The sequence below is a fragment of the Citrobacter sp. Cf072 genome (genome assembly GCF_030334485.1).
In the GTDB taxonomy this organism is placed as follows: Bacteria; Pseudomonadota; Gammaproteobacteria; order Enterobacterales; family Enterobacteriaceae; genus Citrobacter; species Citrobacter freundii.
The window spans coordinates 33,936-59,297 of record NZ_JAOWDX010000038.1 but is presented as its reverse complement, the minus strand read 5'-3'; the positions used below and the strand labels follow the sequence as shown (position 1 = coordinate 59,297).

Genomic DNA, 25,362 nt, shown 5'->3' with positions numbered 1-25,362 from the left:
CCCTCGCTATAGTTAATAAACGAGTTGAATATTATTCTCTTTGCAAAATGCAATCCACTCTGCACCCGGTGCCTTATTGGTTATTAGGTAATTAATATGGCTAAAGTCCACTAGCTGAACGAAAGCTTTACGATCAAACTTTGAGTGATCAACTAACAATGCCACCTCAGTCGCCTGGCGGATCATGGTTTTTTTGATTTCCGCTTCCGCTTCATTAGAATCAAGCGCCCCACTCTGCATATCCAAACCTTTGCAGCTCATCACCATGATATCAACATGATAGCGGCTGATAATCTCCTTGGTGATTCTTCCCTGCAGCGACAGCGTATTCTTATTCAGCTCACCGCCAGTAGAGACCACGTTAATTTCTGACTGCGCCAGCTCATGAAATGCTTCAGCCGAATTGGTAAGCAACGTCAGATCGTTTCTTTCCTTCAACAGCTTTAATAATTCCATCGCGGTACTGCTGGAGTCGGCAGCCATTGTGGTCTTATTTTTAATAAACGGTAATGCATTACGTGCAATGATCTGCTTTTCTTCGAAGAAAGATTTTGCACGCTTATAAAAATGAATATTGTCGGACAACGCAGTGGTATTGAGCACTGCACCGCCATATGTTCGGGTCAAAAAACCTTCATCTTCCAGTTTTTCAAGATCGCGGCGAATCGTTTCCTCAGTCACCTGAAAGATTGAACTTAAATTAGATACCACCACTTTCTTATCGTTAGCCACCATTTGCTTAATGGCCTGAATCCTGTCTTTTGCCGCCACGATGATACCTCTGTTTCCTGCAAAGTAATAATAAGACCCTAGTATCTCACAGGCTATATTTATTTTCAAAAGAACATGTCTGAATCACAGATTTTAATACTCTTTTACACAGAAACAGAGGTCAATCCTATCTGAATTAATTTATATCCAACGCTTCCGCCATTCGCCTCATCAATAATGAATCATCATCTGTCAGGGGAATGGTTAACGCCTCGACATTCTCGCGAACCTGTTCAGGTGCGGTTGCGCCACTCAGTAAGGTGATCAAATCGCTTTGCTTTAAAATCCACGCCAGAGCTAGTGCGGGGATTGTGCAGCGGTATTTTTCACAAAGCGGCTGCCACTGCCCAAGCATATCAATCACCCGCAACATATTTTCCCGCTGAAACCAGACCTTGTTAGCCCGCGCGCCGCCAGGAACATAATCTCGGGCGATAGTACCGGTCAACAACCCCTGCTCAAGCGGTGAATATACCTGCACAATGATGCCATTCTGCTGACATAGCGGCAGCAGTTCAGCTTCCAGCGCCCGGTCAAGAATGCTGTACTTGGCCTGGATAATATCCAGCTCACCGTGTTTGAGATACTCCCTGATATGCCCGGCATTGACGTTTGCCGCACCAATCGAACGGATTTTCCCCTCTTTTTTCAGTGCGTTCAGCGTGTCTACGGTTTCCGCAATCGGCGTAAAACAGGGTTCGACCGACTGCCAGTGGGTCATATAGATATCAATACTGTCGATACCCAATCTTTGCAGGCTGGCATCAACCTCTTCGCGAATAGACTCAGGCGTGAGGTTTTTATACAGCTGGCGATCGCCCACTTTGTTAAACAGGCTGCCTGTTCGCTCCCAGACGATGCCGCATTTGGTTTCAACCACTACCTCGCTGCGCGGCAGCTTTTTCAGCGCCTGACCGACAATCACTTCACTGTTGCCAAAGTTGTAGCCTGGCGCGGTATCAATCAGATTGATACCGCAGCGATGCGCCTCAACAATGGTATCGATACAAATCTGCAGATCGAGATCGCCATTCCATGCCGGACCACCGCCAATAGCCCATGTGCCTAATCCCATGCGGGAAAGCGTAATATCCGTACTTCCTAAAGGAATCATTTTCATCTGCCGCTATTACCCTTCGTATTCGTCAAGAAGTTGTTCAACCAGCTTTCTGTTCTTCACACCCGTCGTGGCACCCACGCTCAGTACCGATATTGCCGCCGTTGCATTAGCAAACAGCGCGCAGTCGCGAAGCGGTTTGCCTTCTAGCAGCGCGGAGATAAATCCTGAAGCAAAGTTATCCCCCGCGCCGATGGTGTCGATGGCGGTAATTCCTGACACCGCCGGGACCTCCATTTTCATGTCAATACGCTTGATAAAACAGCCTCTCTTGCCGGTCTTAATCACGACGGTTTTCACGCCACAGTTCAGAAAACTGTCGGCAATCTCATCCAGCGTCTCTTTCCCAGTGAGCAGTTTTGCCTCTTCAAAATTGGGAAACAGATAATCCACGTAGCTCAGCGCTTCACGGATATCGTCCAGCGTTTCATTCAGTCGCGGTTTAATCATATCCGCGCAGATAATGAGCTTATGCGCTTTCGCCTGAGTGAAAATTGCCGTCAGTGCATCACCATCCAACAACGGGCTATTAAAAATACTCGCCAGCGACAGCAGCTTTGCTTGAGAGAAACGGTCAAAATCAACATCGTTTATATTCAGTTTCCATAAGCTGCCGTTACGGTTAGTCACAAAGGTGCGTTCACCATCAGCGGTGACTAAACCCACGTTAATGGAAGTATCAATATCAGCATCCTGCTTCAGGCTTTTAATATCAATATTCTCCCGACGGCAGTGATCGACAATAAAATGCCCCGCAGCATCGTCACCTATCCGGCCTATTAACGCCGTGCGATGGCCGAGGCGAGAAATAATCGTCGCCTCATTAATAGCGTCACCTCCCGTGGTCATAGCTATTCGTTCTAATGGATAAGATTCAACATCAAAGATATTTTTACTCACTGGTTGCAAGGGAATATCAACAATTGCCGCCCCTATACAAATAACCTCGATATAATCCATATTGTCATTCCGCTTTACCGTCTGAACCAAACAATTTGATTTTCTCCAGCGCGCGCTCTTTTACGGCTTTACGTACTTCACGTTCAACGTGCAGGAACGGCTGGTCCTGGTTCTCCTGCACCGCCACCATTGCGGCCTGGCACAGTTCGGTGTGAATATTGATTTTCGAAATGCCTAATGAAATGGCTTTTTTGATATCCGCGTCGCTAATGCCGGACGCGCCGTGCAGCACCAGCGGAACGGATACCGCCTGACGCACTCGTTTAACCACGTCAAAGTTCAGTTTCGGTTCGGAGGTGTAGACGCCGTGCTGGTTACCAATCGCTACCGCCAGCGAGTCACAGCCGGTACGCTCGACAAACTCAGCCGCCTGGCTTGGGTCAGTGTAGTGATAACCCGCCAGCGCCTCTTCGTAGACCGTTTCATTACCCACATGGCCCAGCTCTGCTTCGATGGGAATACCCAGCGGGTGGAAGAAATCGACCGCCTCTTTGGTCAGGCGAATATTCTCCTCGAAATCAAAAGCGGAAGCATCACGCATCAGTGAATTCATGCCGTGGGCCCATGCGTTATGGATTATCTCCATGCTGCGTCCGTGATCCCAGTGGGTAATAACCGGCACCGAGGCTTTTTTCGCCATAGAAACCATCATATGCGAAAAATCTTCAAACGAGGTATTACCCACAAAGCCGGTACCGAAGGAGATAATTACCGGCGATTTAGATTCTTCCGCCGCATCAATCACTCCCATTAACATTTCCGCATTCCACACGTTAAAGTGGGCAATTGCATAATGTTTATTTTGAGCATCATTTTCCCAATATTTAATATCTGCCAGCATGGTTATTTCTCCCTTTTCAATAGATTAATAATTTAATTTAATAACGCCTTTGATAATTTCACATTTGTTATTAACGGATTCATCAAACGCGCGCTGAACATCTTCATAATCGTAAATATGCGTCACCATCGACTTCACATCAAAACGCCCTGAGGAGATGGCTTCAATCGTGACCGGGTAGCGGTTGGCATAACGGAAAACGGTCTGAATAGACACTTCACGGTTAATTTTGAGGAAATTAATCGCTGAATCACCAGGTACAGTACCCACGATCATGATTTTCCCGCCGCGCATTACCAGATATGGAGCCTGCTTAACAGTGATCGCTGAACCTGCGGTTTCAAAAACAATATCGGCCCCCATATCTCCGGAGAACTGCTGGCAGCGGACAACGGTGTCCTCTTTCGCCCCGTTGATCACGGTCGTCGCACCAAGTTGCTCGGCCATGGTCAGACGCTTTTCCAGGACATCAACCACCGCAATGTCGGTAGCACCCAAACATTTACAGGCTTGCAGGGTCATTAAACCAATACAGCCCGCCCCCAGAATGACGATTTTCTTGCCCGGTTTAACGTCCGCCAGCATTGCGGCATGCATCCCTACCGCCGCGGGCTCTACCAGCGCGCCTTCCATGGTGTCCATATTATCGGGCAACTTGTAAGTGAAGCTCTCCGGATGGCACAGATAGTGGGTTAGCGCGCCGCGATAATTAGGCTGCGTGGCCATAAAGTCAACATCAGGGCAGATGTTGTATTTCCCTTCCAGGCAGTAGCGGCAGTGACCGCACGGCACGCCCGGTTCGATATTCACCCGGTCGCCGGGTTTAAATTTAGTCACACGGTTCCCTACTGCCACCACCGTACCGGCGCATTCATGCCCCAGACCAATTTCCTGATTGGGATCTTTCGGCGGAATAAAAGGACCTGATTCAAAACCATGAACATCTGATCCACAAATTCCAACGTATTCCACTTTAATCAGCACTTCGTGCTCTTTTGGCACCGGGATATCGGCGGCAATAATTTTCATCGTGCCCGGCGTTTTTAATATCGCTTTTGAATTTTTCATTTTATTTCCCATCAATATTATTTGCTGGTAACTGCATCAATACCGAGGCTTTCGACAGAGACGCCTTTGGTTTCAATTCCGATGGTAGCAATGGCGACAGCGACAATAATGGAGACCGCACCCAGCAGTACAAATACACCCGTCACTCCATAACCGTTAAGCAATACCGCGACCGCATAAGGCGCAGCGATACCACTGATACGTCCTACCGCATTCGCCAGACCAGAACCGCGGAGTTTCGCTTCGGTTGGCCATATTTCCGGAACATAGACTGCCGAGGCGTAGCAAACGTACATATAGACAAAAGTAATCAGGAAGAAACCAATTAGCGTAATCAGCAGCATGCTGGTTTGCAGTGAATAGATATATCCCAGCACGGCAATTAACACTAATAACCCTACACCCATGGTCTTTCTCGGAATTTTATCCATTACCAGCATGGCGATAAAAATCCCAAACGGCGCGCCGAACATACTCATGGTATTTAAGACAATGGAGTCTTTCAGATTAATGCCCTGCGTCATAAATATTGTCGGTAGCCAATTAATTAAGGTGTACTGGACGACGTTCATGGCAATCAGAACAAAGGAACCCAAAATAACCCGCTTCAGTAACACCCCTGTTAATAATGCGGAGTACGGAACAGAACACGGTTGTTTGCCATCATCATCTATTACGACTGGGGGCAGCGGCCTACCGGTCTGTCGAATGACACCTTCCTCAATTGCCCGCATCACCTTTTCGGCTTCCTGGTAGCGCCCGCGAGACTCCAGCCAGCGAGGCGACTCAGGGAAACTGCGCCAGGCAATAACCGTTGCTATGAGCGACAGCACCGCAGGAATCAACAACTGTACGCGCCAGTTCCATTCCGCGCTGATAACTGGCGTCAGCCCCATCGCAATCAGCGAACAGAGTGGATAAGACCAGTTGCCGATAAACGAGACCCGACTCGACCATGTACCACGATTTCTGCCTGGCATATATTCGGTAAACCCGGCAAATAAGGTCACTAACAGCGCGCCTAATCCAACTCCCATTACAAAACGGCAGGCGATCAGAAAGGTCATATTGGGTGAAAACGCACCCACGATCATAGAAATAATATGAATCGCTTCATATAGAATAAATGCGTTTTTACGCCCGATTTTATCGCCAATAATTCCCCCACCGAGCGCGCCGAGAAACATTCCAGCCGTCGTAATGGCAGAGAACGTGGCGGTGGTGGAATTATCAGTCCAGCCAAGTTCTTTTAACTGCGCGAGAATTAATCCGCCGACGGCATTACTCCAGCAAACCAGTAATCCGAAGGCAACCATCGCAAACATTGACGTATGCCAGCGACAGTCAGGTAGCCTGTCCAGTCTGGCGCCGCAGTGCGGTTTTGCTATTTGTTCCATGCGATAACGTCCTTTTAATAAACATGTTATTCATCAAAGTCGTAAGTCATGATGACTTTAATCGCGGTTTTATTGACCATGGCGTCAAATCCTTCGCGCCATTGCGATAGGCCGATACGGTGAGTGATCATCGGTTTGACCTTGATCGCTCCGCTGGCCAGCAGGCGTATGGCGTTGCGCCAGGATGTAGAATCGTAGGCCATATGGCCAATGATGCTTTTGTTCCACGCGGTGATGTCGTTGATGGAGAAATCGAGAGGTTTAAAGCCCATGCCGACGCGAACGACTTCACCATTCGGGCGCAGCATTTCGATCGATTGTTTCAGAGCTATATTGGCACCAGAGCATTCAATGACTAGCCCCAGATTGTCTTTACCGCAGATTTCCTGGCAACGTGCAACCACATCTTCGGTCGAACCGTTAACGACAGCTGTCGCGCCCAGGTCTTTGGCGATCGGGAAGCGTACGGCAACATCCTCTTCCAGCCCGACCATCACAATATTAACGGCCCCCATAATGCGCGCCATTTGCACGGAAAAGAGCCCTAATGGGCCGGTGCCGAAAACCACGACGTCCTGGCCGGGAAGGAATTTGGATTGCTGAGCAATAGATTTGTAGGCGTTACAGATAGGATCCAGCACCGCCGCTTCTTCATAATCAACGCCTTGTGGGATTTCCCACAGCGCATGGCGGTGAATTTTGAGGATTTCTCCCGGCACCAGGCAATATTTAGAGAACCCTCCGCCCCATGTGTTGTTGTCGAGACCTAAGTTCACTTTTTCTGTACAACACAGAAAATCGCCTTGTTCGCAGGCCGGGCAAACACCGCAGACATGTCCACTATTGTCAGAAACCACCCGCTGACCGACTTTCCAGTCCTTAACTTTGTCGCCAACGCGGACAATTTTACCGGCGAACTCATGGCCGCGGATGGAGTTAAATTGATCAGATCCGCTATCAACATTGTAGTGTTTCATGTCCGCGCCGCAGATAGCCGCCGCTTTGATTTCAATCACGATGTCATCCGGGCCACAAACTGGTTCCGGTACATCAATCATCTTATAGCCGCCAAAGGCCTTGCCAAATCTTGCCAGTGCTTTCATTGAATTTTCCTTTGTGTTCAGTTTTGCATCAGTGACAATCATACTTATCCATATAATTTTTGAGGTCAACATCAAATCTTTAAAACACAGATTATTATCTGCATTTCACAACCAAGATCACAAATAAGTGCAAAGATGAATTGAAAACCAAGTGAACCTGGCAGCCGCTTCGCTAAAATGGCGTGAACCCCTTCGCATTTTTCCTGTTATGAAACTGTTAACCTGCGGGTGCTGTTTTTTTTCGCCACGCCATTTCCGTGGCGTGTTTACTTGTTTAAATGTCAAAGAGGAACACCGATGAAACTATTGCCTTTGTTGGCAGCATTACCCCTGCTCTGCGCCAGCGTTGTTTCCGCCAATTCACTGATGTCAGTTGGCTACTTTAATGGCGGTGGCGACGTCACTGCCGGTCCTGGCGGCGACATCAATAAACTGGATGTTCGCCAGATAACTCATCTCAACTATTCGTTTGGCCTTGTCTACAACAACGAAAAAGACGAGACCAATGACGCCTTAAAAGACGCCAGCAAACTGCATCAAATTTGGCTTTCACAGAAAGTGCAGGATGATTTGCTGAAAATTCCACAGCTGCGTAAACAAAATCCAAACCTGAAAGTGTTACTTTCCGTCGGCGGTTGGGGAGCGCGTGGATTCTCTGGTGCGGCGGCAACGAAGGATACGCGCGCAGTGTTTATTCAGTCTGCGCAAGAGATAATTGCGAAATATGGTCTGGATGGTATCGACCTCGACTGGGAATATCCGGTTAACGGAGCCTGGGGACTGGTCGAAAGCCAACCGGCTGACCGCGCTAACTTTACCGCGCTGCTAACAGAACTGCGGACCGCATTGGGGCATAAAAAACTGCTGACCATCGCCGTGGGCGCAAATGCAGAAAGTCCGAAAAGCTGGGTGGATGTAAAAGCCATTGCACCATCGCTCGACTACATCAACCTGATGACCTATGACATGGCTTACGGCACCCAGTATTTTAACTCGAACCTGTATGATTCGACGCAATGGCCGACGGTCGCCGCGGCGGATAAATACAGCGCCGATTTTGTGGTCAGTAACTATCTCGCAGCCGGTCTGAAACCGAGCCAAATGAATCTGGGCATTGGCTTTTATGGACGCGTACCAAAACGCGCCGTTGAGCCAGGCATTGACTGGAGCAAACCTGACGCGCAGAAAAATCCTGTTACCCAGCCCTATTTCGAGCCTGCGCAAATTGAGTTGTTCAAATCACTGGGCGTCGACCTGAGCAAAGATACCTACGTGAAGTACAACGATATCGTGGCGAAGTTGATCAACGATCCGCAAAAACGCTTTAGCCAACATTGGGATGATGAAGCGAAAGTGCCGTGGCTGTCGGTGCAGCCTGCAGATGGAAAAGCACTTTTTGCCCTCTCCTATGAAAATCCGCGTTCGGTGGCGATCAAAGCCGACTACATCAAAAGTAAAGGATTGGGAGGCGCCATGTTCTGGGAATACGGTGCAGATGACCAAAACCAGTTGGCGAAGCAGTTAGCCGATTCGTTAGGCATCAAACACTGATCCCAACGCCTGGCACAATAGGTTATGATTAGCCCATTCTGCTGCGTCAACCTTTGGCGCAGCTCTTCATTTTCTACTGGAGGCATGCGCTTTTATGGCTTTTATCCCTAAAAATTACGCCCGTCTGGAAGTCGGATATCGGGAAAAGGCGCTAAAGCTCTTCCCTTGGGTTTGTGGACGTTGTTCCCGTGAGTTCGTGTATTCAAATTTGCGCGAGCTGACAGTACATCACATCGATCACGATCACTCCAATAACCCGGAAGACGGTAGCAACTGGGAGATGTTATGCCTGTACTGTCACGATCATGAGCATTCGAAATACACTGAGGTGGATCAGTATGGTTCTACCGTAGTGGCAGGGGAAGATGCGCAGAAAGACGTCGGCGAGGCGAAATACAATCCGTTTGCCGACCTGAAGGCGATGATGAACAAGAAATAACAGCAACTGCGGGCCCGACACCGATGTTTGTGTTTGCCGGGCCAGGTTAATCAGGATTTAAACGTCGCAATCGGTTCGGGCGTAATACCAAACTCAACCTTCAACTGCTGCTTGCTCTTCATCACCATCTCACCGTTGGTATCAATCGTCATATGCTGCGCGTCAATATTGTTTCGCGCCTGCCATAACATTACCAGCTGTAAGCTGTTCTCTTTTTGTTCTGCCGTTAGCGCTACGCCATCCGGCCATTTTCCGAGCTCAACGGCAGTCGATAAGCGCTGATAAACTTCCGGCGTCATACTGTTGATCATCTCATCAAGATTCATGTTAAATCCACTCTCCGTAGAATAATTTGCTGAATCGTTTCTTCAACCCTTGGTTTGCTCACCGTTTTCACTATCGGTGAAGTTCAAAGACGCTGAGTTAACGCAGTACCGTTCACCGGTAGGTTTCGGACCATCCGGGAAGACGTGTCCCAGGTGCGCATCACAGTTTCCGCAGCGGATTTCTATGCGCTGCATGCCGTGTGACGTATCTTTTATGTAATGGATAGCCTCATCGCTGACAGGCTCGTAAAAGCTGGGCCAGCCGCAGCCAGAGTCATATTTTGTCTCGGAACGAAATAGCGGTTTATCGCAGATCAGACAGTGGTAGATGCCGTCACGCTTGTTATGCAGCAAACGCCCGGTAAATGGCGGTTCTGTCCCGTGATTCTGCGTCACGTAGAACTGCATTTCGGTTAAATTTTTTTTCAGTTCTTCTGGAGAAGGTTGATTAGCCATTTGCTCACATCTCGCTTTATCTAAACTCACATCGCGAGACAGATTCTAACAAAACATTAACACCGGAGTGCGAACTTTTGTTCTAAACTTGATCCTTGCGAAATGGCAGCCTGCAATTCGTGATCAGAGTCACGTTTTTATCTTGATTGCCCTTTAAAATTCGGGCCGCCGACCCCATGTGGTTTCAAGCCCAAAGGAAGAGTGAGGCGAGTCAGTTGCACAAAGCTTAGGCAGCAGATTGATTTGTCGCAATGATTGACACGATTCCGCTTGACGCTGCGTAAGGTTTTTGTAATTTTACAGGCAACCTTTTATTCACTAACAAATAGCTGGTGGAATATATGACTATCAAAGTAGGTATCAACGGTTTTGGCCGTATCGGTCGCATTGTTTTCCGTGCTGCTCAAGAACGCTCTGACATCGAGATCGTTGCAATCAACGACCTGTTAGACGCTGACTACATGGCTTACATGCTGAAATATGACTCCACTCACGGCCGTTTCAACGGTACCGTTGAAGTGAAAGACGGTCATCTGATCGTAAACGGTAAAAAAATCCGTGTTACCGCTGAACGTGATCCGGCTAACCTGAAATGGGACGAAGTTGGTGTTGACGTAGTAGCTGAAGCTACTGGCCTGTTCCTGACAGATGAAACCGCTCGTAAGCACATCACTGCTGGCGCGAAAAAAGTGGTTCTGACTGGTCCGTCCAAAGATAACACTCCGATGTTTGTTAAAGGCGCTAACTTTGACAAATACGAAGGTCAGGACATCGTTTCTAACGCTTCCTGCACCACTAACTGCCTGGCTCCGCTGGCTAAAGTTATCAACGACAACTTCGGCATCATCGAAGGTCTGATGACTACTGTTCACGCAACCACCGCTACTCAGAAAACCGTTGATGGCCCGTCTCACAAAGACTGGCGCGGCGGCCGCGGCGCATCCCAGAACATCATCCCGTCCTCTACCGGTGCAGCTAAAGCTGTAGGTAAAGTACTGCCAGAACTGAACGGCAAACTGACTGGTATGGCGTTCCGCGTTCCTACCCCGAACGTATCCGTTGTTGACCTGACCGTTCGTCTGGAAAAAGCTGCTTCTTACGAAGAAATCAAGAAAGCAATCAAAGCTGCTTCCGAAGGCCCGATGAAAGGCGTTCTGGGTTACACCGAAGACGACGTAGTATCTACCGATTTCAACGGTGAAGTTTGCACTTCCGTGTTCGATGCTAAAGCTGGTATCGCACTGAACGACAACTTCGTGAAACTGGTATCCTGGTACGACAACGAAACCGGCTACTCTAACAAAGTTCTGGACCTGATTGCTCACATCTCCAAATAAGTTGAGATGAGTATCTGATCCAAAAAGGCGACTTCGGTCGCCTTTTTTTATGACCAAAATATTCACATACCAAGGATTGCATCATGATTAACAAAATTTTCGCTCTCCCGGTCATTGAACAGCTTACCCCTGTCCTCTCCCGCCGTCAGCTTGATGAGCTTGAGGTTCTTGTTGTCGATCACCCCCAGGTTAAAGCGTCTTTCGCGCTACAGGGCGCACATCTTCTTTCCTGGAAACCAAACGGCGAAGAGGAAGTCCTGTGGTTAAGCAACAATACCCCGTTTAAAACCGGCGTAGCGCTGCGTGGCGGCGTACCAATTTGCTGGCCGTGGTTTGGTCCGGCTGCTCAGCAGGGCCTGCCTTCGCATGGTTTTGCCCGTAACTTGCCATGGACGCTGAAAGCGCACAACGAAGACGACAATGGCGTGGTGTTGACGTTTGAACTGCAGAGCAATGCCGAAACGCGTCAGCTTTGGCCGCACGAGTTTTGCCTGCTGGCCCGTTTCAAAGTGGGAGCCACCTGTGAGATGGAGCTGGAAGCTCACGGTGAGTTTGAAACCACCTCGGCACTGCATACCTATTTCAACGTTGGTGACATTGCGGCAGTGAAAGTTAGTGGTCTCGGCGATCGCCTGATCGATAAAGTGAATGATGCTAAAGAAGATGTGCTGGCTGATGGTATCCAGACCTTCCCGGACCGCACCGATCGTGTCTATCTGAATCCGGAAGCGTGCAGCGTGATTCATGATGATGCGTTGAATCGCAATATCGACGTTGTCCACCACCACCACCTGAATGTCGTGGGCTGGAACCCTGGCCCGGCGCTGTCCGTCAGTATGGGCGACATGCCGGATGATGGCTACAAAACGTTTGTTTGTGTAGAAACGGCTTACGCGACCGCTCCGCAGAAAACCACCGAAGAAAAACCATCTCGCCTCGCGCAGACTATTCGTGTTGCTAAACGCTAAGACAACTCTGCGCATCATGCCGGATGCGGCTAACGCCTTATCCGGCCTACAAACCACACACAGCCGTTGGCCTGATAAGCTGCGTGAGCATCGTCATTTGGCAAATCAGGCCATATCCAGCGCTGTTTTACCTTTTGGCGCCGGATACACCTTATCTAACTGCTTCAGCTCATCCACAGAGAGCGTTATCTCCAGCGCGGCGGCATTTTGTTCGACATGCGCTACGCTTGCGGCTTTCGGAATTGCTATTACACCCGACTGACGAATCACCCACGCCAGCAAAATCTGTGCAGCACTAACATTGTGCACGCGCGCAATGTCATTCACCACTGAATTAGAAAGCAAATCGCCACGCAGCCGTCCCGCCTGGGCCAGCGGACTGTATGCCATGACCGGCATCTGCTGCTGCTGGCACCACGGCAGTAAATCATATTCAATACCGCGCGAGGCTAAATGATAAAGCACCTGGTTAGTCACACACTCCCGTCCACCGGGTACCTGCCATAACGCCTGCATATCATCATAATCGAGATTTGAGACGCCCCAACGGCGGATTTTCCCCTGCGCAATCAGTGTTTCCATGGCATCGACGGTCTCTGCAAATGAAAAATCGCCCATCCAGTGCAGCAAATAGAGATCCAGATAATCAGTTTTCAGTCGACGCAGGCTGGCTTCGCAGGCGGCAATGGCTTTCTCTCCACCGGCATTCCATGGGTAAACTTTCGAGACTAAAAAAGCGCTATCACGCCGTCCCGTTAATGCTTCACCCACCACCTCTTCCGCTGCACCATCAGCGTACATTTCTGCGGTATCAATCAATCGCAGGCCGAGATCCAGTCCGGCCTGCAGCGCAGACACTTCATCCCGGCGTCGGCTTGGATCCTCGCCCATGTACCATGTTCCCTGCCCAATAGCAGGAAGCGATACCTGGTTTGTAAACGTCACCTGTTTCGCTGTCATCGCACCCTCCTGTGTTAATGCACCACAGTAAAGCAAAACAACGTGCATGTGTCCTGTTAGGGTGCACAAATTGCACCATCATGATCTGGGGGTTGTCTTAATTTTAATGACGTAAAAAAGCCCGCAGAGATGCGGGCTAGTGTTTGACACGCAGTGGCATCAGAACTTATAGGTCACACCTACCGAGAAGATGCCAGACCAGGACTTATCGACCATCGGGCTGTCTTTCACTTCATCACTCAAACGCACATAACGGCCAGTGCCGTACACGTTCCAGTTGCCAAGGAAGTTATAGCTCGCGGTCAACTCCAGGTACGGATCCCATCCATCGTCAGCGTTGTAGCTATTCAGACCACTGCGGCGAGACTCGTGACTGGACACACCATAATAGTAGTCGTTGTAGTTTTCGCTGCTGTACTGCACACCGATACCCGGCGTCAGGGTCAGACCACCGTTGGTGTAACGGTAGAGCCAGGCCAGATCCCAGATAAAGCCATTGCTGTTATCCAGGGTATCACCCGCCAGTGCGGTACGCAGGAAACCATACTGGGTGTTATGTACATATGATAGGCCAGCCATCAAGCTGCTTTTACGCTTGTCGAGTTGGCGTAAAGCATGGCTATCGCTATCACCCGGCTTGAAATGCGTCGGATCATAGTACGCCATGATGGAAAGCTTATCTGCCGTATCATTCCACAAATAGTAACCGCCACCCAAGCCGTGGAACCACACATTATCGCCTTCATAGGTGACAACCGGAACAGGGTAAACATCTCGGTCATACTGTTTGTACGGGCTGTTAATCACACCGACACCCGCGCCAACAGTCCACTGACTTTCCGCCTGTGCGGTGCTAACTGCGGTTGCGGCAAGGACGCCAAGTGCCAGAAGTTTGAGTTTGGTCACAATCCATAATTCCTTATTCAAATGTGTAGCGGTCAAAGTGTAACCGCCAATACGCTTCAGCCCAACTATTTTACGTATTCGCCCCAGAATGTAACCCCCTAATTTCTCAGCGAGTGATGACATTTTGCTTGCAGCACGGTGAACACCGCATGAATCCCGCTCCAATTCTTTACATAAGATGTGCTTTTTTTGCTGATGAGTTATTGATATGCCATTGAAATTCATTTGCGCACACAGGCAAGTTTTGCAAATGCCATCTACGCTTAATTTTAGAAGGTGTATCACCGAATACGTTGATCTCCTGACCACTAAAATGGCATGAGAGTTGCTTATTTCTTCAGCAGCGACGTCGTTCAGTTTACCTCTTCAGGGGCCTCTACTATTCATATGAACGGCTCTTAACATGTGCTAAAAAACGAAAGGACGGCATACCATGAATATATTCGATCACTATCGCCAGCGTTATGAAGCTGCCAAGGACGAAGAGTTCACGCTGCAGGAGTTTCTTACCACTTGTCGGCAAGATCGCAGTGCTTATGCCAACGCGGCAGAGCGGCTATTAATGGCTATTGGTGAGCCTGTCATGGTTGACACTGCCCATGAACCTCGACTTTCTCGACTCTTTTCGAATCGGGTAATTGCACGCTATCCCGCTTTTGAAGAGTTTTACGGCATGGAAGACGCCATTGAGCAGATTGTTTCTTATTTGAAGCATGCGGCTCAAGGTCTGGAAGAGAAGAAGCAGATTCTGTATCTGCTGGGGCCTGTGGGAGGGGGGAAATCATCTCTTGCTGAGCGGCTGAAGTCGCTGATGCAACGAGTACCGATTTATGTCCTGAGCGCCAATGGCGAACGTAGCCCGGTCAACGATCATCCGTTATGCCTGTTTAATCCGCAGGAAGACGCGCAGATCCTGGAAAAAGAGTATGGGATCCCGCGTCGTTATCTCGGTACGATCATGTCGCCGTGGGCTGCTAAACGTCTGCATGATTTTGGCGGGGACATTACAAAATTCCGCGTCGTCAAAGTCTGGCCGTCTATTCTGGAGCAGATCGCTATCGCTAAAACGGAGCCTGGTGATGAAAACAACCAGGATATTTCTGCGCTGGTCGGGAAAGTGGATATTCGTAAACTCGAACACCACGCCCAGAACGATCCTGATGCCTACGGTTATTCGGGCGCACTGTGCCGCTCAAACCAGGGGATTATGGAGTTCGTTGAGATGTTTAAAGCACCGATTAAAGTGCTGCATCCTCTGCTGACCGCCACCCAGGAAGGAAACTACAACGGGACAGAAGGTATCTCCGCCCTGCCGTTTAACGGGATTATTCTTGCCCACTCGAACGAGTCTGAATGGGTAACGTTCCGTAATAACAAAAACAATGAGGCGTTCCTTGACCGTGTTTACATCGTCAAAGTGCCTTATTGCCTGCGGATCTCTGAAGAGATCAAAATTTACGAAAAACTGCTTAACCACAGTGAGCTGACCCATGCGCCTTGCGCACCGGGCACGTTGGAAACGCTCTCTCGCTTTACCATTCTTTCTCGCCTGAAAGAACCTGAGAACTCGAGCATTTACTCGAAGATGCGCGTTTACGATGGCGAAAGCCTGAAAGATACCGATCCAAAAGCGAAATCCTATCAGGAGTATAGGGATTACGCCGGGGTTGATGAGGGAATGAACGGTCTGTCCACGCGTTTCGCGTTTAAGATCCTATCTCGCGTCTTTAACTTTGACCATGCTGAAGTGGCAGCTAACCCGGTTCATCTGTTCTACGTACTGGAGCAGCAAATCGAGCGTGAACAGTTCCCGCAGGAGCAAGCTGAGCGTTATCTTGAGTTCCTGAAAGGCTATCTGATCCCGAAATATGCTGAATTCATCGGCAAGGAGATCCAGACAGCTTATCTCGAATCCTATTCCGAATACGGACAGAACATTTTCGACCGTTATGTCACTTATGCGGATTTCTGGATTCAGGATCAGGAGTATCGCGATCCAGATACCGGTCAGCTGTTTGATCGCGAGTCACTGAACTCAGAACTGGAGAAAATTGAGAAGCCGGCGGGTATCAGTAACCCGAAAGATTTCCGTAACGAGATCGTCAACTTTGTTCTGCGTGCCAGAGCGAATAACAGCGGTCGCAATCCAAACTGGACCAGTTACGAAAAACTACGCACGGTTATTGAGAAGAAAATGTTCTCCAATACCGAGGAGCTGCTGCCGGTCATTTCGTTCAATGCTAAAACCTCGACTGACGAGCAGAAAAAACACGACGATTTTGTCGACCGTATGATGGAAAAAGGCTACACGCGTAAACAGGTGCGTTTACTGTGCGAATGGTATTTGCGCGTACGTAAATCGTCTTAACATAAGTGCCCGGTGGCGCATGCGCTTACCGGGCTTGCAAAACAATGTTCCGTAGGCCGGATAGCGACAGCGCCATCCGGCACTTACAGACATGGCGAACAGTTGGCAGTACGGGGGGCTTATGACCTGGTTTATTGACCGGCGTCTTAACGGCAAAAACAAGAGCACGGTAAACCGCCAGCGCTTCTTACGCCGTTATAAATCGCAAATTAAACAGTCGATCTCCGAGGCCATTAACAAGCGTTCGGTGACTGATGTGGATAGCGGCGAATCTGTCTCTATTCCGACTGATGATATTAGCGAACCAATGTTTCATCAGGGACGTGGTGGCCTGCGCCATCGCGTACATCCGGGTAACGACCATTTTGTGCAGAATGACCGCATTGAACGCCCACAGGGCGGCGGTGGCGGCTCAGGAAGTGGACAAGGCCAGGCCAGCCAGGATGGTGAGGGTCAGGATGAGTTCGTCTTTCAGATCTCTAAAGATGAATATCTTGATCTGTTGTTCGAAGATTTAGCACTTCCTAACCTGAAGCAGAATCAGCAGCGTCAGTTAACGGAGTATAAAACACACCGGGCAGGTTTTACCTCTAACGGTGTGCCTGCCAACATTAGCGTGGTGCGATCCCTGCAAAACTCACTGGCGCGCCGTACGGCGATGACAGCGGGTAAGCGTCGCGAACTGCATGCTCTCGAAGCGGATCTGGAAACCATCGCGAAAAGCGAACCAGCGCAGTTGCTGGAAGAGGAACGGTTACGCAAAGAGATTGCCGAACTGCGGGCAAAAATCGAACGCGTGCCATTTATCGACACCTTTGATTTACGCTACAAAAATTATGAAAAACGCCCCGACCCTTCCAGCCAGGCGGTGATGTTCTGCCTGATGGACGTCTCTGGTTCGATGGATCAGTCGACCAAAGATATGGCTAAACGTTTTTATATCCTGCTGTATCTGTTCTTAAGCCGGACCTATAAGAACGTGGAGGTGGTTTATATTCGCCACCATACCCAGGCGAAAGAAGTGGATGAACATGAGTTCTTCTACTCTCAGGAAACCGGGGGAACCATTGTCTCCAGTGCGCTGAAGTTAATGGATGAAGTGGTGAAAGATCGCTACAACCCTGCCCAGTGGAACATCTATGCTGCACAGGCATCGGACGGTGATAACTGGGCAGATGATTCACCGCTGTGTCATGAGATTTTGGCGAAAAAGCTACTGCCAGTGGTACGCTATTACAGCTATATCGAAATCACTCGCCGCGCCCACCAAACCTTATGGCGTGAATACGAACATCTGCAATCAACCTTTGATAACTTTGCGATGCAGCATATCCGCGACCAGGATGATATTTACCCGGTATTTCGCGAACTGTTTCATAAGCAAAGTACGACCAGTAACAATTAATCTAAACAAATCAGTCAGCGCGTAGATGTGCTGACTGATTTTATAAATAGTGCCCCATCCTGTTTTTATTTTCCCTTAACAGAGCAGCAGGCAATGTAGTTTAGCTGATGACGTTGCGAACGGAAGAAGCGAAACATTTTCAGGAACCGACGACGATTTTCGCTCGTGCGTAAGCCGTTAAACACAATTTTAACTGCCCCTGTAAGCCCTTCATCACGAATTAATCCGCGCGGTGACATCAGCGACATGTTGCCATTCTGCTGCAAGACCTGTTCGAACCCGCAGTTAAGAAACAAATCACGCCAGCCTTGTCTGGTCATTGGGCTAACGTTTGATTTCACCACATCGACAAGCTGGCCCTGATCGCCCGCGCCCAGTTTTTGGGCGGTGAACATAATATCGTGGGTGAGCAGGCGCCCACCGGGCTTCAACACACGATAATATTCGGCAATTAACTTCGCCTTCGCTTTATCGGCATACATTGTCAGCATGGCTTCGTTAATCACAACATCAAAACTGTTATCCGCAAAAGGCAGGGTACTGGCATTCGCAGCCATCACATGGATGTGATTTTCCAGCCCATTTGCTGCCACATTATTTCTGGCATTAGACAGCGCGGTTTTATCCATATCGATAGCGTAGACCGTACAACCAAAGCGTTGAACTAACTCTATCGCCGTCGTGGCCATGTTGCACGCCACTTCAAGCACCTGGCTGCCGGGCGTCAGCTGTGACTGGCTAAACAACCATTCTGTTGCTTCAACGCCGCCCGGACGCAGACGGGTTTTGCCCAGGCTGGCTAAAAATGTATGACCCGCTTTTTCAGTCGCGCTCATTGGCCTGTCTCCTTTTATAAGTTGCATTATAAATACAACATTAAGAGTTAAAGGTGAAGCGCGCGAATGATTTTTATTACAAAATGTCCTTGCCCGTAGCGTTAGAGCGGATGTATGCCGTGTGATAGACTGAACTATCAGACTTACAGGGCTGTAAATCATTATGAAATTGCATCATAAAGCGCTCAGGCTCTTTATCTCCGTCAGCGTAATTGTTTTGACGTCTTCTTTTTTGGTTTATGAGCTCATTGCCAGCGATAAAGCAATGAATGCGTACATGCGCTATATCAATGAGAAAGCCGACTCATCGTTCCTCTATGATAAGTACACAAATCAGAGCATCGCAGCCCATCTGATGCGCACATTTTCGTCCCCCCATGAGCCAGCCTCTCTCGAACAGCAAAAAGCACTTTGCACCGCTTTCGACAGTGTTAACGGCGCTCATGGGCTCAACCTTACTAAGCACAACTATCTGCCATTGCGCGGTACGTTGCAGACCACCTCAACAAAATGTAGTGAGCAGCTTGATGACATTTTTCTGCTGCCTTCTTTTGACCGGGCGGTCAATGTTAATCGTCAGCAGAAAGATTACGGTCAGGGATTAGGGACGTTAGAGTATAAATTTCGATATTACGTCGATCTCAAAAATAACTACGTCTATTTCTATGATTTGATCGACTCGCGGAAATTTGCGATACACAACTGGTCGTTTTTGCAAAAAGGTACGCTGGGAATCGACCAGAATGATATTGATGGTATTTTCACCGGCCGCACGGTGATTTCCAGTATTTATGAAGATAACCTGACCGAGAAAAAAGTGATGAGCTTTTTAACACCGGTCTACTACACCGGTAAGTTAAAAGGTGTGGTGATGGTAGATATTAATAAAGAGAATTTACAGAATATTTTCTATACCAGTGACCGCCCTCTCGTCTGGCGCTATCTTAACGTAACGGTCTCGGATACCAGCTCCGGTAAAGAGATTCTCGTTCATAAAAGTGAAACCGATCTGTTCCGCTATGTTGACTATGAGAAGGACATACCCGGTGGTATACGCATCACACTCTCACTCGATGTTATGTATTTTATTGTCTCGTCCTGGAAGATATTCGCATTCTATTTACTGGCAACGATATTACTGCTGAATATGGTCAGAACGCATTTTCGGTTGTATCACAACGTCACGCGGGAAAATGTCAGTGATGCGATGACCGGGCTCTACAACCGTAAAATTTTAACGCCGGCGCTTGAGCAGCGTTTGCAACAGTTGGTGAACACGGGAACGCTCGTCACCTTTATCGCCATCGACTGCGATAAACTGAAAGTCATCAATGACACGTTAGGGCATAAAGAAGGCGATCGGATTATCACCCATCTGGCCAAAGCCATTCAAAGCTCTATTCGCAAAAGCGACTACGCCATCCGCCTCGGCGGCGATGAGTTTTGTATTATCCTCATCGACCACCCCAGTGATTTAACTCCCCGCCTGCTGGAGAGAATTCGCTATAACTTACAAATTATTGCGCATGATATATCCATCAGCTTCTCTGCCGGGGTTTACAATATGCAGCCGAACGACACTATTGATGATGCTTACAAAGCATCTGATGCACAGCTCTATCTGAACAAACAGAAAAAACACGCCGGTGCGTGATTATTTTTCTGCAGGATTTTCATTGTTGTACCAGGAGTAAGTCATGACGGAAGTGAACAAAGGTAACGCAACGCATCAGCGTTTAATTTCGCTGTTGTCAGAGCAAGGCGCAACGTACCGCGTGGTAAGCCATGAAGCCGTCGGCAAATGTGAGGCAGTTTCTGAAATTCGTGGTACCGCACTGGGCCAGGGAGCAAAAGCGCTGGTCTGCAAAGTAAAAGGCAACGGCGTCAATCAGCATGTCCTGGCGATCCTCTCTGCCGATCAGCAGGCCGACCTGAGCCGGTTAGCCAGCCATATTGGCGGGTTGAGAGCCTCTCTTGCCAGCCCGGCGGAGGTAGATGAACTGACAGGCTGCGTATTTGGCGCTATCCCACCGTTCAGTTTTCATCCTAATCTCAAGCTGGTCGCTGATCCGCTACTGTTTGAGCGTTTTCATGAAATTGCGTTTAATGCCGGGTTGCTGGAAAAATCCGTGATCATGGATACCGCAGATTACCTGCGTATCGCGCAACCTGAATTAATCCCTTTCCGCCGCGAACAATAATGGTCTGCGTTAGCAGTAAAAAACGTCGCATCGTGCGTTAGCCCAAAAAAAATCATAATCATGAAAAAAAGCCTGTTCCGTCACGCATTTACGCGTACAGTAAGCAGGCTTATTTTTCTTTTGGCAAGGAAACTACGATGTTTGATGTCACTCTGCTGATCCTCCTCGGACTGGCAGCTCTGGGCTTTGTCAGCCACAACACCACTGTCGCTGTTTCAATTCTGGTGCTGATCATTGTCCGTGTTACCCCTCTGAATACTTTCTTCCCCTGGATTGAAAAACAGGGCCTGACCGTCGGGATTATCATTCTGACCATTGGCGTCATGGCACCGATCGCCAGCGGAACGCTACCGCCCTCCACGCTCATCCACTCCTTTGTAAACTGGAAATCACTGGTCGCTATTGCCGTCGGGGTATTTGTCTCATGGCTCGGCGGACGCGGCGTTACGCTCATGGGCAGTCAGCCCCAGCTTGTTGCCGGATTACTGGTGGGCACGGTACTGGGCGTGGCGCTGTTTCGCGGTGTGCCGGTGGGGCCGCTTATTGCGGCAGGCCTGGTCTCGTTGATTGTTGGGAAGCAGTAGCCAGCCCGTTCAGATAACGGCCTGGCGTCTGCCCCAGGCCTTTTTTGAACATAGTGATAAATGCCGTGGTCGAATCGTACCCGAGCATTTGCGCGACCTGTTGTACATTGCGGCCATCGATCAACGCCTGCAGCGCCAGAATCAGCTGGAGCTGGTGACGCCAGCGGCGAAAACTCAACCCCGTTTCTTTGACGACCAGACGAGCAAGGTTACGTTCACTCATCGCAAATACGCTGGCCCATTGTCCCAACGTCTGCCATTGTGCTGGCTCTTTCGCCATCGTTGCGACCATTCTGCGAATTTTCGGGTGATCGGAAACCGGTAACTGCATCTGCTCCTGTGGTTGCTGCGGGAGTTCATCAAACAACACTTGCGTCAGCCGCTGGGTTGCCGGCTCCAGTCGCTGAGCATCCGATTTGGACGCCAGCGCCAGAATGAGTTCCCGACATAACGGGGCGATTTTCAGCGTGCAGCAACGTTCAGGCATCACGACAGCCTGCGGCTCAATAAACAGAAAACACAATTGCGCGCCTACGGTAACGTGGTTGCTGTGTGGAATTTCGCCAGGGATCCACACAGCATATTGCGGAGGCACCATCCACATAGCATTTTCAACTTCACAGGTGATCGCACCATGCAGCGCCAGGATCAACTGTCCCTTACGATGCTGATGCAGCGGACTGAAAAGTTCATCTTCCCGAGCCTGAATACAAAATGCGACCGCCGCATCGTGGTGCAAATCGGGCTCATATCCATCCAGTCTCAGCCCCAACATAAGAATGTCCTATTTTAGCGATAATCTGTCATTTTAGCTTGATTCATCCATAGTGTAAAAACGCTAAAGTATCGCCTCGCCTGACGATATGAGAAAAAAATGATTACTACACCTTCCTCCCGTGGCAAAAATGCAGCGTTGCTGATCGCGGGGATCCTGATGATTGCCACCACACTGCGCGTCACCTTTACCGGCGCAGCCCCGTTGCTGGATGCCATTCGCGCCGACTACGGTTTGAGTACCGCCCAGACTGGACTTCTGACTACCCTGCCGCTGCTGGCCTTCGCGCTGGTATCCCCCCTGGCTGCCGCCGTTGCGCGCTGCTGGGGCATCGAACGTAGCCTGTTTGCCGCGATGCTGTTGATTTGCGTAGGTATTGCGATTCGTTCGCTGCCTTCGTCAGGGTTCCTGTTTAGCGGTACCGCCATCATTGGTTGCGGAATCGCGTTGGGAAATGTGCTGTTACCCGGATTGATTAAGCGAGATTTTTCCCAGCATGTGGCGAAACTCACTGGCGCATACTCGCTGACCATGGGCGCGGCGGCGGCACTGGGCTCGGCAATTGTGGTTCCATTGGCACTAAATGGATTTGGCTGGCGCGGTGCGTTGATGGTGCTGATGGCCTTCCCGCTGCTGGCGCTGATTATCTGGTTGCCCCAATGCCGCCAGACTGCTCATGCCAGCCTGAGTAACTCGCGCGCCTTGCATTCCCGCGCGATCTGGCGCTCTGGCCTAGCCTGGCAAGTGACGCTGTTTCTGGGGATCAACTCCCTTGTCTATTACGTCATCATCGGCTGGCTACCCGCCATTTTAATTAGCCATGGCTACAGTGAATCTCAGGCCGGTTCGTTGCATGGTTTACTGCAGCTGGCGACTGCCGCGCCGGGAATATTGATCCCTCTCGTCCTGAACAGATTTAAGGATCAGCGCGCCATCGCCGCTCTGGTTTCGTTAATGTGCGCCGTCGGCGCGGCGGGATTCGCCATAATGCCCGAACAGGCATTGCTATGGACCATCCTGTTTGGCTTTGGCTCAGGCGCGACGATGATCCTCGGCTTAACCTTTATTGGCCTGCGCGCAAGCTCAGCGCATCAGGCTGCAGCGCTCTCCGGCATGGCACAGTCTGTCGGATATTTACTGGCCGCCTGCGGGCCACCGCTGATGGGGAAAATTCACGACCTCAACGGTAGTTGGCTGATTCCATTAACGGGTGTCGCCGTGTTAGCGATGCTGATGGCGGTGTTTGGTTTGTGCGCGGGGCGCAATCGGGAGATCGCGAGCGCATAATGCAGAGGGCAGGTTCGCGAACAACCTGCCCAATATTTATCCGCGCGCGGCGCGCAGCATCGCCTGAACCAGAGGTACGGGTTTTCCCGCCAGCGCTCCCCGTTCATGCTGAAAGAGCGTGCCGACATAAAATGGATGTGTCACCAGCTCAATGGCACGAATATCACCAGCCTCATCCCAACCGGTCACACGGAGATCGCCGCGCTCCAGCTCAGCGGCAAAATCTTCCGATACGCCGTAGTTGCAGTGATATCCCTCCGAGATAACATCCCGTCCGTAGGCTTTGGCTATCAGCGTATTGGCCCGAAGCTCAATATCATCTGTTTTTTCTACCAGCGAGCAGGTCAACGGTGCTATCACCATCCGACCCGTGGTGTCCGTCTCCGCGTGGGCGGCGTCGATCCAGCCCAGCACGTTGCGGGCATACTCCAGAATGGCATGTTGAAAGCCGCCACAGGTACCCAGGAATGGGATGCTGTTTTCACGCGCGTAGCGTATCGCGATCAGCGCCCCTTCCAGGTGGCGATAAGGACTGCCTGGAACGACCCAAATGGCATCATAACCTACCAGGTCCTCACTGCTGCTGATATCAGATGTGGTTAGCCAGTCATAATCAGCCACTAATTCCAGGACGGCAGCGGCATCATCAATAGCAAGAGGAATAGCCTGATGCGCCACAATATCGGGGTTGTAATCGCCCACCAGCGCAATGCGAAGCGTATCTTTAATCGGGGAAATTTCCATTAAACGTTCCTTATGTCCAGACAATGAGGGACACTATAAGGAGCCTCAGCCTACCGATTTTTTGTTGGTATCACAATCCCTTAAATTGGGAGTCAGGGCTGGCGGAATGCTATAATGGTCACGTTTTACGATCTTATTTAACCGTAATAGCGATAGCTTAATGGAGCGGATGAAGAGATGAATATTCAGTGCAAACGTGTGTATGACCCGGCAGAAAAAAGCGATGGTTACCGCGTGTTAGTCGATCGGTTATGGCCTCGCGGGGTGAAAAAGAGCGATCTTATTTTCAACGAATGGAATAAAGCACTTACCCCGTCATCTGATTTACGTAAGGCATTCCACGCAGAGTTGATTGATTTCTCGCATTTTTCTGAGCAATATCGCGCTGAACTGGCTCAACAGCAGCAAGAAGGAAAGCGCCTCGCAGAGATTGCCCGACAGCAAACCTTAACGCTACTGTATGCGGCGAAAAATACCCAGCAAAACCACGCGCTGGTGCTCGCTGAGTGGCTACGTCAATGCTGACCGCGTATCACTTGCCCGTTGTCGGATGATCTCTACGCCAGAGCGCCCATTCATCAATCACTTCCCCACCGGGTAGTTTGCAGTCTGACCTTACGCCTTGCGGAGTCTGCACCGCAACCAGCGTACCGCCCTTTTGTTCGCAATACACCGATGCCGGATTCGCCATGCCGATTTTTGGTGGTTTAGGGGCATCAGGCTGCGTGGTACACCCCGCCAGCACCAGCAAGCCGGGCAAAATAATAGACGCAAGTTTCATCTCTACTCCTGTTTAAAAGTATTATGCCGGCAGGTTACCCCGACTTCCCTTCTATCTCCATGTTTTACGTTCTAATTTCAATTTTATGATTACATTTCAGCCAGGAACGCGTGTTTCATCTTGCTCGCGGATGTTCTATCATGCGCCCACGCCAGCCTTGTCATCACTCAGGAGTATTTAC

25 protein-coding genes and 1 pseudogene are annotated in these 25,362 nt (G+C 49.8%); 11 read left to right on the top strand and 15 right to left on the bottom strand.

Annotation, left to right across the window (positions count from 1 at the left end):
* Positions 1 to 12: 12 nt before the first annotated feature.
* The 7 genes from OGX66_RS06075 to OGX66_RS06045 all read right to left on the bottom strand — a co-directional run bounded on the left by OGX66_RS06075 (position 13) and on the right by OGX66_RS06045 (position 7,257).
* Positions 13 to 771 (bottom strand): DeoR/GlpR family DNA-binding transcription regulator, encoded by a 759-nt coding sequence (locus OGX66_RS06075; RefSeq protein ID WP_003030679.1) that lies wholly within the window; start codon positions 769 to 771, stop codon positions 13 to 15.
* 136 nt (positions 772 to 907) lie between these two features.
* Positions 908 to 1,891, bottom strand: a complete 984-nt coding sequence (ydjG, locus tag OGX66_RS06070) for an NADH-dependent methylglyoxal reductase (RefSeq protein ID WP_003846646.1) — start codon at positions 1,889 to 1,891, stop codon at positions 908 to 910.
* Positions 1,892 to 1,900: 9 nt separating this feature from the next.
* Positions 1,901 to 2,848, bottom strand: coding sequence for a carbohydrate kinase family protein (locus OGX66_RS06065; RefSeq protein ID WP_003846648.1), 948 nt, complete (start codon positions 2,846 to 2,848; stop codon positions 1,901 to 1,903).
* 4 nt (positions 2,849 to 2,852) lie between these two features.
* Positions 2,853 to 3,689: a ketose-bisphosphate aldolase gene (locus tag OGX66_RS06060; RefSeq protein ID WP_048219048.1), complete on the bottom strand. Its 837-nt coding sequence runs from the start codon at positions 3,687 to 3,689 to the stop codon at positions 2,853 to 2,855.
* Positions 3,690 to 3,713: 24 nt separating this feature from the next.
* Positions 3,714 to 4,757, bottom strand: coding sequence for an NAD(P)-dependent alcohol dehydrogenase (locus OGX66_RS06055; protein ID WP_103798223.1), 1,044 nt, complete (start codon positions 4,755 to 4,757; stop codon positions 3,714 to 3,716).
* Between the two features lie 17 nt (positions 4,758 to 4,774).
* Entirely contained in the window at positions 4,775 to 6,154 is a 1,380-nt protein-coding gene (locus OGX66_RS06050) for an MFS transporter (protein WP_003030684.1), read from the bottom strand.
* Between the two features lie 26 nt (positions 6,155 to 6,180).
* The gene (locus OGX66_RS06045; RefSeq protein ID WP_044700068.1) at positions 6,181 to 7,257 is read right to left on the bottom strand and encodes a zinc-binding dehydrogenase; all 1,077 of its coding nucleotides are present in this window, start codon (positions 7,255 to 7,257) and stop codon (positions 6,181 to 6,183) included.
* Between the two features lie 297 nt (positions 7,258 to 7,554).
* On the opposite strand from OGX66_RS06045, the gene chiD reads away from it, so the two are divergent.
* A complete protein-coding gene (chiD, locus tag OGX66_RS06040; protein ID WP_049003657.1) occupies positions 7,555 to 8,808 on the top strand; it encodes a chitinase ChiD in 1,254 nt (417 codons plus the stop codon).
* Positions 8,809 to 8,902: 94 nt separating this feature from the next.
* A complete protein-coding gene (gene yajD, locus OGX66_RS06035; RefSeq protein ID WP_003030690.1) occupies positions 8,903 to 9,247 on the top strand; it encodes an HNH nuclease YajD in 345 nt (114 codons plus the stop codon).
* A 50-nt stretch (positions 9,248 to 9,297) separates the two neighbouring features.
* Here yajD and OGX66_RS06030 read toward each other — a convergent pair whose 3' ends face one another.
* Both OGX66_RS06030 and msrB read right to left on the bottom strand, forming a co-directional pair.
* Positions 9,298 to 9,573: a YeaC family protein gene (locus tag OGX66_RS06030; RefSeq protein WP_003030693.1), complete on the bottom strand. Its 276-nt coding sequence runs from the start codon at positions 9,571 to 9,573 to the stop codon at positions 9,298 to 9,300.
* A 42-nt stretch (positions 9,574 to 9,615) separates the two neighbouring features.
* Positions 9,616 to 10,029 (bottom strand): peptide-methionine (R)-S-oxide reductase MsrB, encoded by a 414-nt coding sequence (gene msrB, locus OGX66_RS06025; RefSeq protein ID WP_003030695.1) that lies wholly within the window; start codon positions 10,027 to 10,029, stop codon positions 9,616 to 9,618.
* A gap of 341 nt (positions 10,030 to 10,370) precedes the next feature.
* Here msrB and gapA point away from each other — a divergent pair, with 341 nt between their 5' ends.
* Positions 10,371 to 11,366, top strand: a complete 996-nt coding sequence (gene gapA, locus OGX66_RS06020; protein ID WP_003030697.1) for a glyceraldehyde-3-phosphate dehydrogenase — start codon at positions 10,371 to 10,373, stop codon at positions 11,364 to 11,366.
* Positions 11,367 to 11,449: 83 nt separating this feature from the next.
* Positions 11,450 to 12,334, top strand: coding sequence for a D-hexose-6-phosphate mutarotase (locus OGX66_RS06015; protein ID WP_003846660.1), 885 nt, complete (start codon positions 11,450 to 11,452; stop codon positions 12,332 to 12,334).
* Positions 12,335 to 12,439: 105 nt separating this feature from the next.
* Here OGX66_RS06015 and OGX66_RS06010 read toward each other — a convergent pair whose 3' ends face one another.
* Together OGX66_RS06010 and OGX66_RS06005 are read right to left on the bottom strand one after the other, a co-directional pair.
* Positions 12,440 to 13,294 (bottom strand): aldo/keto reductase, encoded by an 855-nt coding sequence (locus OGX66_RS06010; protein WP_200003043.1) that lies wholly within the window; start codon positions 13,292 to 13,294, stop codon positions 12,440 to 12,442.
* Between the two features lie 159 nt (positions 13,295 to 13,453).
* Positions 13,454 to 14,200, bottom strand: coding sequence for a MipA/OmpV family protein (locus tag OGX66_RS06005; protein ID WP_003846663.1), 747 nt, complete (start codon positions 14,198 to 14,200; stop codon positions 13,454 to 13,456).
* A 433-nt stretch (positions 14,201 to 14,633) separates the two neighbouring features.
* Between OGX66_RS06005 and yeaG the strand changes: the two genes are divergently transcribed.
* Together yeaG and OGX66_RS05995 are read left to right on the top strand one after the other, a co-directional pair.
* Entirely contained in the window at positions 14,634 to 16,568 is a 1,935-nt protein-coding gene (yeaG, locus tag OGX66_RS06000; RefSeq protein ID WP_003030707.1) for a protein kinase YeaG, read from the top strand.
* A gap of 121 nt (positions 16,569 to 16,689) precedes the next feature.
* Entirely contained in the window at positions 16,690 to 17,973 is a 1,284-nt protein-coding gene (locus OGX66_RS05995) for a YeaH/YhbH family protein (protein WP_003030708.1), read from the top strand.
* Between the two features lie 65 nt (positions 17,974 to 18,038).
* Here the strand turns inward: OGX66_RS05995 and OGX66_RS05990 are convergent, their stop codons facing one another.
* Positions 18,039 to 18,809, bottom strand: coding sequence for a class I SAM-dependent methyltransferase (locus OGX66_RS05990; protein WP_044700039.1), 771 nt, complete (start codon positions 18,807 to 18,809; stop codon positions 18,039 to 18,041).
* A gap of 163 nt (positions 18,810 to 18,972) precedes the next feature.
* On the opposite strand from OGX66_RS05990, the gene dgcJ reads away from it, so the two are divergent.
* The 3 genes from dgcJ to OGX66_RS05975 all read left to right on the top strand — a co-directional run bounded on the left by dgcJ (position 18,973) and on the right by OGX66_RS05975 (position 21,594).
* On the top strand, positions 18,973 to 20,463 hold the full coding sequence (gene dgcJ, locus OGX66_RS05985) for a diguanylate cyclase DgcJ (protein WP_088902411.1): 1,491 nt from the start codon (positions 18,973 to 18,975) through the stop codon (positions 20,461 to 20,463).
* A gap of 43 nt (positions 20,464 to 20,506) precedes the next feature.
* Positions 20,507 to 21,010: a YbaK/prolyl-tRNA synthetase associated domain-containing protein gene (locus OGX66_RS05980; protein ID WP_003030712.1), complete on the top strand. Its 504-nt coding sequence runs from the start codon at positions 20,507 to 20,509 to the stop codon at positions 21,008 to 21,010.
* Between the two features lie 137 nt (positions 21,011 to 21,147).
* Positions 21,148 to 21,594, top strand: a complete 447-nt coding sequence (locus tag OGX66_RS05975) for a DUF441 domain-containing protein (RefSeq protein WP_003832453.1) — start codon at positions 21,148 to 21,150, stop codon at positions 21,592 to 21,594.
* Here OGX66_RS05975 and OGX66_RS05970 read toward each other — a convergent pair.
* Positions 21,577 to 22,369, bottom strand: a pseudogene (locus tag OGX66_RS05970) (AraC family transcriptional regulator); the annotation flags it as partial. The gene OGX66_RS05975 and the pseudogene OGX66_RS05970 overlap by 18 nt on opposite strands.
* A gap of 99 nt (positions 22,370 to 22,468) precedes the next feature.
* On the opposite strand from OGX66_RS05970, the gene OGX66_RS05965 reads away from it, so the two are divergent.
* Positions 22,469 to 23,656: a CynX/NimT family MFS transporter gene (locus OGX66_RS05965; protein ID WP_058842620.1), complete on the top strand. Its 1,188-nt coding sequence runs from the start codon at positions 22,469 to 22,471 to the stop codon at positions 23,654 to 23,656.
* A 36-nt stretch (positions 23,657 to 23,692) separates the two neighbouring features.
* On the opposite strand, the gene OGX66_RS05960 is transcribed toward OGX66_RS05965, so the two are convergent.
* A complete protein-coding gene (locus tag OGX66_RS05960; protein WP_003846671.1) occupies positions 23,693 to 24,400 on the bottom strand; it encodes a CTP synthase C-terminal region-related (seleno)protein in 708 nt (235 codons plus the stop codon).
* A 177-nt stretch (positions 24,401 to 24,577) separates the two neighbouring features.
* Here OGX66_RS05960 and OGX66_RS05955 point away from each other — a divergent pair, with 177 nt between their 5' ends.
* On the top strand, positions 24,578 to 24,925 hold the full coding sequence (locus OGX66_RS05955) for a DUF488 domain-containing protein (protein ID WP_003030722.1): 348 nt from the start codon (positions 24,578 to 24,580) through the stop codon (positions 24,923 to 24,925).
* 7 nt (positions 24,926 to 24,932) lie between these two features.
* On the opposite strand, the gene OGX66_RS05950 is transcribed toward OGX66_RS05955, so the two are convergent.
* Positions 24,933 to 25,181: a putative hemolysin gene (locus OGX66_RS05950; RefSeq protein WP_003030725.1), complete on the bottom strand. Its 249-nt coding sequence runs from the start codon at positions 25,179 to 25,181 to the stop codon at positions 24,933 to 24,935.
* Positions 25,182 to 25,362 lie beyond the last annotated feature (181 nt).

Bases quoted from the DNA above. Each gene is read 5' to 3' on its own strand.
- OGX66_RS06045 (WP_044700068.1), bottom strand. From the start codon at position 7,257: ATGAAAGCACTGGCAAGATTTGGCAAGGCCTTTGGCGGCTATAAGATG.
- OGX66_RS05950 (WP_003030725.1), bottom strand. From the start codon at position 25,181: ATGAAACTTGCGTCTATTATTTTGCCCGGCTTGCTGGTGCTGGCGGGG.
- OGX66_RS06030 (WP_003030693.1), bottom strand. From the start codon at position 9,573: ATGAATCTTGATGAGATGATCAACAGTATGACGCCGGAAGTTTATCAG.
- yajD (WP_003030690.1), top strand. From the start codon at position 8,903: ATGGCTTTTATCCCTAAAAATTACGCCCGTCTGGAAGTCGGATATCGG.
- dgcJ (WP_088902411.1), top strand. From the start codon at position 18,973: ATGAAATTGCATCATAAAGCGCTCAGGCTCTTTATCTCCGTCAGCGTA.
- OGX66_RS05975 (WP_003832453.1), top strand. From the start codon at position 21,148: ATGTTTGATGTCACTCTGCTGATCCTCCTCGGACTGGCAGCTCTGGGC.
- OGX66_RS06050 (WP_003030684.1), bottom strand. From the start codon at position 6,154: ATGGAACAAATAGCAAAACCGCACTGCGGCGCCAGACTGGACAGGCTA.
- chiD (WP_049003657.1), top strand. From the start codon at position 7,555: ATGAAACTATTGCCTTTGTTGGCAGCATTACCCCTGCTCTGCGCCAGC.
- OGX66_RS06015 (WP_003846660.1), top strand. From the start codon at position 11,450: ATGATTAACAAAATTTTCGCTCTCCCGGTCATTGAACAGCTTACCCCT.
- OGX66_RS05960 (WP_003846671.1), bottom strand. From the start codon at position 24,400: ATGGAAATTTCCCCGATTAAAGATACGCTTCGCATTGCGCTGGTGGGC.
- yeaG (WP_003030707.1), top strand. From the start codon at position 14,634: ATGAATATATTCGATCACTATCGCCAGCGTTATGAAGCTGCCAAGGAC.
- OGX66_RS05995 (WP_003030708.1), top strand. From the start codon at position 16,690: ATGACCTGGTTTATTGACCGGCGTCTTAACGGCAAAAACAAGAGCACG.
- OGX66_RS06055 (WP_103798223.1), bottom strand. From the start codon at position 4,757: ATGAAAAATTCAAAAGCGATATTAAAAACGCCGGGCACGATGAAAATT.
- OGX66_RS06065 (WP_003846648.1), bottom strand. From the start codon at position 2,848: ATGGATTATATCGAGGTTATTTGTATAGGGGCGGCAATTGTTGATATT.
- OGX66_RS05955 (WP_003030722.1), top strand. From the start codon at position 24,578: ATGAATATTCAGTGCAAACGTGTGTATGACCCGGCAGAAAAAAGCGAT.
- msrB (WP_003030695.1), bottom strand. From the start codon at position 10,029: ATGGCTAATCAACCTTCTCCAGAAGAACTGAAAAAAAATTTAACCGAA.
- OGX66_RS05965 (WP_058842620.1), top strand. From the start codon at position 22,469: ATGATTACTACACCTTCCTCCCGTGGCAAAAATGCAGCGTTGCTGATC.
- gapA (WP_003030697.1), top strand. From the start codon at position 10,371: ATGACTATCAAAGTAGGTATCAACGGTTTTGGCCGTATCGGTCGCATT.
- OGX66_RS06010 (WP_200003043.1), bottom strand. From the start codon at position 13,294: ATGACAGCGAAACAGGTGACGTTTACAAACCAGGTATCGCTTCCTGCT.
- OGX66_RS06060 (WP_048219048.1), bottom strand. From the start codon at position 3,689: ATGCTGGCAGATATTAAATATTGGGAAAATGATGCTCAAAATAAACAT.
- OGX66_RS05980 (WP_003030712.1), top strand. From the start codon at position 20,507: ATGACGGAAGTGAACAAAGGTAACGCAACGCATCAGCGTTTAATTTCG.
- OGX66_RS05990 (WP_044700039.1), bottom strand. From the start codon at position 18,809: ATGAGCGCGACTGAAAAAGCGGGTCATACATTTTTAGCCAGCCTGGGC.
- ydjG (WP_003846646.1), bottom strand. From the start codon at position 1,891: ATGAAAATGATTCCTTTAGGAAGTACGGATATTACGCTTTCCCGCATG.